The sequence below is a fragment of the Clostridia bacterium genome (assembly GCA_028698525.1).
Lineage (GTDB): Bacteria > Bacillota > Clostridia > JAQVDB01 > JAQVDB01 > JAQVDB01.
This window is the reverse complement of the sequence record JAQVDB010000105.1, coordinates 1-4,609: the sequence shown is the minus strand read 5'-3', so window position 1 is coordinate 4,609 and position 4,609 is coordinate 1. Positions and strand designations below refer to the sequence as shown.

Below are 4,609 nucleotides of genomic sequence, written 5' to 3'. Positions count from 1 at the left end.
TCCGAGGACTGGGATATCAAATATAGGAGAATGGTATGGCTTTTTTTCGAAACAGGGAAATCAAAATATTGACTATAATCCTTATGCTTTTGTCTTTAATTTTAATTGTGGCAGGATTTCTGATGGATGTTCAGACAGGAATCCTTATTTCCATTACAGTACTTTTATTGTGTATGGTATTCTTTCTGTTTACAGTCCAACGATACAGACATATCAAAAAACTATCCGAATACTTGAGGCGAATCAGCCAAGGAGAGTATTCTCTGGACATCCGGGATAACGTGGAAGGAGAATTGAGCATCTTAAAAAGTGAAATCTATAAAGTTACATTGATGCTTTCAGAATATAATGAACAGTTGAAACAAGAACGGCTTGTCCTATCTGAACAAATGGCGGATATCTCCCACCAGCTTAAAACCCCCCTTACCTCTATGATGGTGATGATAGATTTATTGCGGAGGGAGAATCTGTCAGAGCAAAAACGCCAGGAATTTACTTCTCATTTATATGCTCAGCTGGAACGGATAGAATGGCTTGTTTCTTCTCTGCTCAAAATGTCTAAACTGGATGCAGGGGTGGTAGAAATGAATCTCCAAGAAGTCCCTGCTCAGGCTCTTATAGAAAAAGCATTAAATCCCCTTCTCATTCCCATGGAAATAAAAGATATCACCTATTCTATAGAGGGAGAGAATCAAGTTTTAATATGCGATTTGCATTGGACGACAGAAGCGGTCATAAATGTGTTGAAAAACTGTATAGAGCACACTCCTAAAGGAGGTAAAATAGAAATTTTGTTCAAGGACAATCCCCTCTACTCTGAAATTCAAATATCCGATAGCGGCATAGGCATCCCAAAAGAGGATCTTCCCCATATATTCACCCGTTTCTACAGGGGCAAAAACGCCTCCCCTGACAGCGTGGGAATCGGTTTAGCCATGTCCAAAAGCATCCTCCGCAGCCAAGGCGGAGATATAACCATCAAAAGCAAACCTGACAAAGGAAGCACTTTTTTCATCCGCTTATACAAGTCCGTTGTATAGATAGACTCTTAAGTGACTGAATTGTAATCAAAATAGTCACTTAAGAGTCATTTAGTTATAGTAAAATTATCCTTGTAATATAGTTTTGGAGGTGCTTTATGAAGATATTACAAGTTGAAAATCTTACAAAAATATATGGTAAAGGAAATACAGCAGTTACTGCACTGGACAATGTCTCTTTCTCAGTGGACAGAGGAGAATTTGTAGCGGTTATCGGGCCATCCGGTTCCGGGAAATCAACACTGCTGCATATACTGGGCGGGGTGGACACTCCAACATCGGGAAAGGTATACATTGACGGGACAGATATCTACAGCCTGGATCAATCCAAACTGGCAATCTTCAGGCGTAGACAGATCGGACTTATATACCAGTTTTACAACCTTATTCCCATACTCAATGTGGAGGAAAACATAACACTGCCTTTGCTGCTGGATAACAGAAAGGAAGATAAAGAACACTTGCGGGAGCTCCTTACTACATTGGGCTTGCAGGACCGAGTAAATCATCTTCCCAATCAATTATCCGGAGGACAACAGCAGAGGGCATCTATTGGGCGTGCCCTGGTAAATAATCCGGCTCTGGTTCTGGCCGACGAACCTACGGGAAACCTGGATAGCAAAAACAGTAAAGAGATTATCTCTTTGTTGAAGTTATATAATCAAAGATACAATCAGACTTTAATCGTGATCACCCATGATGAAAACATAGCCCTTCAGGCAGACAGAATTATCAGCATCGAAGACGGTATGATTGCAAAGGATGAGGTGATCAACCCATGAACATCATTAACAAGGTCACTCTAAAAGGGCTGAAGAAAAACAAAACCCGTACCATCGTCACCATCATAGGGGTCATCCTGTCTGTAGCCATGATAACTGCAGTAACCACCCTGATATCCAGCATGCAAAATTATATGGTCAACCTCACAATTGCAGAGGAAGGAGACTGGCACGCAGTTGTTCATAATAGAAATTATGAGGATATCAAAACCCTTAATAACAGGGATGATATAGAAGAAGTTGGCCTAACAAAGAGTGTAGGCTATTCTATGCTAGAGGGCAGCGTAAACGAGTATAAACCCTATCTATACATCGTTGAGTTTGACCAAAAATCCTTTGATACACTTCCGGTACGCTTGACCAGCGGTAGACTGCCCCGGAATGAAAATGAGATAATAATCTCCGATCATACTTCCACCAACGGCGGTGTACGCCATCGAATAGGAGATACATTAAACCTTGTTATAGGACAGCGCATCTCGGAGGATGGCACTGTGCTGGAACAAAAAGACAGTTATATTCATGAAGAAACCGGAGCATCGGAAAAACTTGAGATAACAGGGACAAGGACATTCACTGTAGTAGGAATATGCCATCGGCTTTCCCATACACTGGAAGATTTCTCCGCACCGGGATATACCGCAATTACCATGCTGAATGAGGATACATTGACAGATGCCAATAACCTCAGCATCTATTTTAAAGCAAAAAATCCTGGTCAGATCTACAACATCGTAGGCAATTTAAAAAATATTGAAAATGATCAGTATCGGTGTAACGATGATTTGCTCAGATATATGGGTATTAGCAACGATAGTAGCTTTAACTCGGTATTATACGGCCTGGGAGCCATACTCATTGCATTGATCATGGTGGGCTCTATATCACTGATCTACAATTCCTTCGCTATCTCGGTCAGTGAGCGGAAAAAACAGTTCGGCCTGCTTTCAGGTGCCGGCGCCACTTCAAAACAGCTTAAACATTCGGTACTCTTCGAAGCTCTGGTGATAGCGGGAATAGGGATACCTTTGGGAGTGCTATCCGGCATCCTAGGTATAGACATCACCCTATATTTTATAGATGATCTGTTTGCCAGCATGATATCATCCGACCTTCCAGTTTCATTGACATTGTCGGTATCCATTTATTCTGTAATAATCGCTATCCTGGTAGCATTGGCCACCATTTTGATTTCAGCCTATATTCCTGCCCGACGCAGCGCAAAAATGTCAGCCATAGATGCCATCAGACAGACAGAAGATATCAAACTGACCCAGAAACAGGTGAAAACCTCCCGATTGACCCGTAAACTATTTGGCATAGAGGGAGATTTCGCTTTAAAAAATCTGAAAAGAAACCGTCGGCGTTACCGAAGTACAGTAATATCTCTTTTCATCAGCATAGTACTATTTGTATCGGCTTCCGCTTTTTCCATGTATTTGAAAGACAGTGTTACAAACGTATATGAGGATGAAAAATACGACTTGGCATACTTCACCAATCAAAGAGGAGACTTAAGCGATTCTATGAAAAACGCCTATAAGGATATTCTCGCATTGGACAGCGTAGATGAAGGTGCCGTCATAAAAACTTTTTACAGCCAGACAGAGCTTCCCAGGGAAAAAGTAGAGGAATCATTTTATCGAGATAAAGTAGATCAAGAGATAATATCAGAAGGAGAAAATGCCTTTGTACAAATAGAAGTTTACGGCGTGGATCATGACACCTTTACCGAATATATACAGAAACTGGGTATAGATAAATCCCGTTTTACAGATGCCAATTCACCTGCCGGAATTGCGGTAGATAAACAGCATTATTATGATTTTCAGTCAAAAAAATATAGAAACACAAATATTTTTAAACAGCATAACCCGCAAATCATTCAGATTGATTATTCCCAGGAAGAACAGTCGGCTAAAATAGACATCTCGATAGCAGCCTTTGCAGATACAGCTCCATTCGGCATCAAAGATTATACCCAGGACGATAGTATAATGTTGATCGTTGACGATAGCTTGTGGGAAACAATTTTCGCCGATACATCTGAATACATGAACCCTGCATACATGTGCTTTAAAGCAGAGGATCCCTTCAAGGCTGAAGAGGATATGAAAAATATTCTCTCTGAATCAGGCCTTACTACATCCAATATATTCAATGTAGCTGAAATGCTGCAAAGCAATAGAAATATCATCATAATTATTTCGGTATTTTCTTACGGGTTTATCATCCTTATCTCGCTGATAACCATAGCCAATGTGTTCAACACGATATCCACCAATGTGAATCTGAGACGGCGGGAATTTGCCATGCTAAAATCAGTAGGCATGACCGACAAGAGCTTTAACAAGATGCTCAATTATGAATGTATCTTTTACGGCTTGAAGGCCCTGCTTTTCGGGCTTCCGGTATCCGTACTGGTCACTTACCTGATCCATCAAAAAATAAATGAGGGCGTAGACATGATGTTTTACCTGCCTGTGCAGGGTATACTGGTCAGCGTATTCAGCGTTTTCCTGGTGGTATTTATCAGCATGATGTACTCTATGAGCAAGATCCGTAAGGAAAATATTCTAGACGCTTTAAAAAACGAAAATCTATAAAACAGCAGAAATCACACTACAACACAAGGGGACGGTCCTTCTGTGCACTTTTGTAAAAGTGCACAGAAGGACCGTCCCCTTGTGTTGTTAACATAATTATATAAAAAGAATATTATGATATAAAGTATCTATTTTGGGGTGATTTCGATGTTTGAAAACTTAGAAAATATAAATCCGTATT

3 protein-coding genes are annotated in these 4,609 nt (G+C 40.5%); all 3 read left to right on the top strand.

Translation table 11 applies throughout. From position 1 onward, the window contains the following. Window positions 1-35 precede the first annotated feature (35 nt). Entirely contained in the window at window positions 36-1,040 is a 1,005-nt protein-coding gene (locus PHP06_10610; protein ID MDD3840992.1) for a HAMP domain-containing sensor histidine kinase, read from the top strand. A gap of 98 nt (window positions 1,041-1,138) precedes the next feature. Then, window positions 1,139-1,822 carry an ABC transporter ATP-binding protein gene (locus PHP06_10605; protein MDD3840991.1) on the top strand — a complete coding sequence of 228 codons (684 nt, stop codon included), beginning with the start codon at window positions 1,139-1,141 and terminating at the stop codon, window positions 1,820-1,822. Continuing rightward, entirely contained in the window at window positions 1,819-4,428 is a 2,610-nt protein-coding gene (locus PHP06_10600) for an FtsX-like permease family protein (protein ID MDD3840990.1), read from the top strand. The genes PHP06_10605 and PHP06_10600 overlap by 4 nt, the downstream gene beginning before the upstream one ends. Window positions 4,429-4,609 lie beyond the last annotated feature (181 nt).

Bases quoted from the DNA above. Each gene is read 5' to 3' on its own strand.
- PHP06_10605 (MDD3840991.1), top strand. From the start codon at position 1,139: ATGAAGATATTACAAGTTGAAAATCTTACAAAAATATATGGTAAAGGA.
- PHP06_10610 (MDD3840992.1), top strand. From the start codon at position 36: ATGGCTTTTTTTCGAAACAGGGAAATCAAAATATTGACTATAATCCTT.
- PHP06_10600 (MDD3840990.1), top strand. From the start codon at position 1,819: ATGAACATCATTAACAAGGTCACTCTAAAAGGGCTGAAGAAAAACAAA.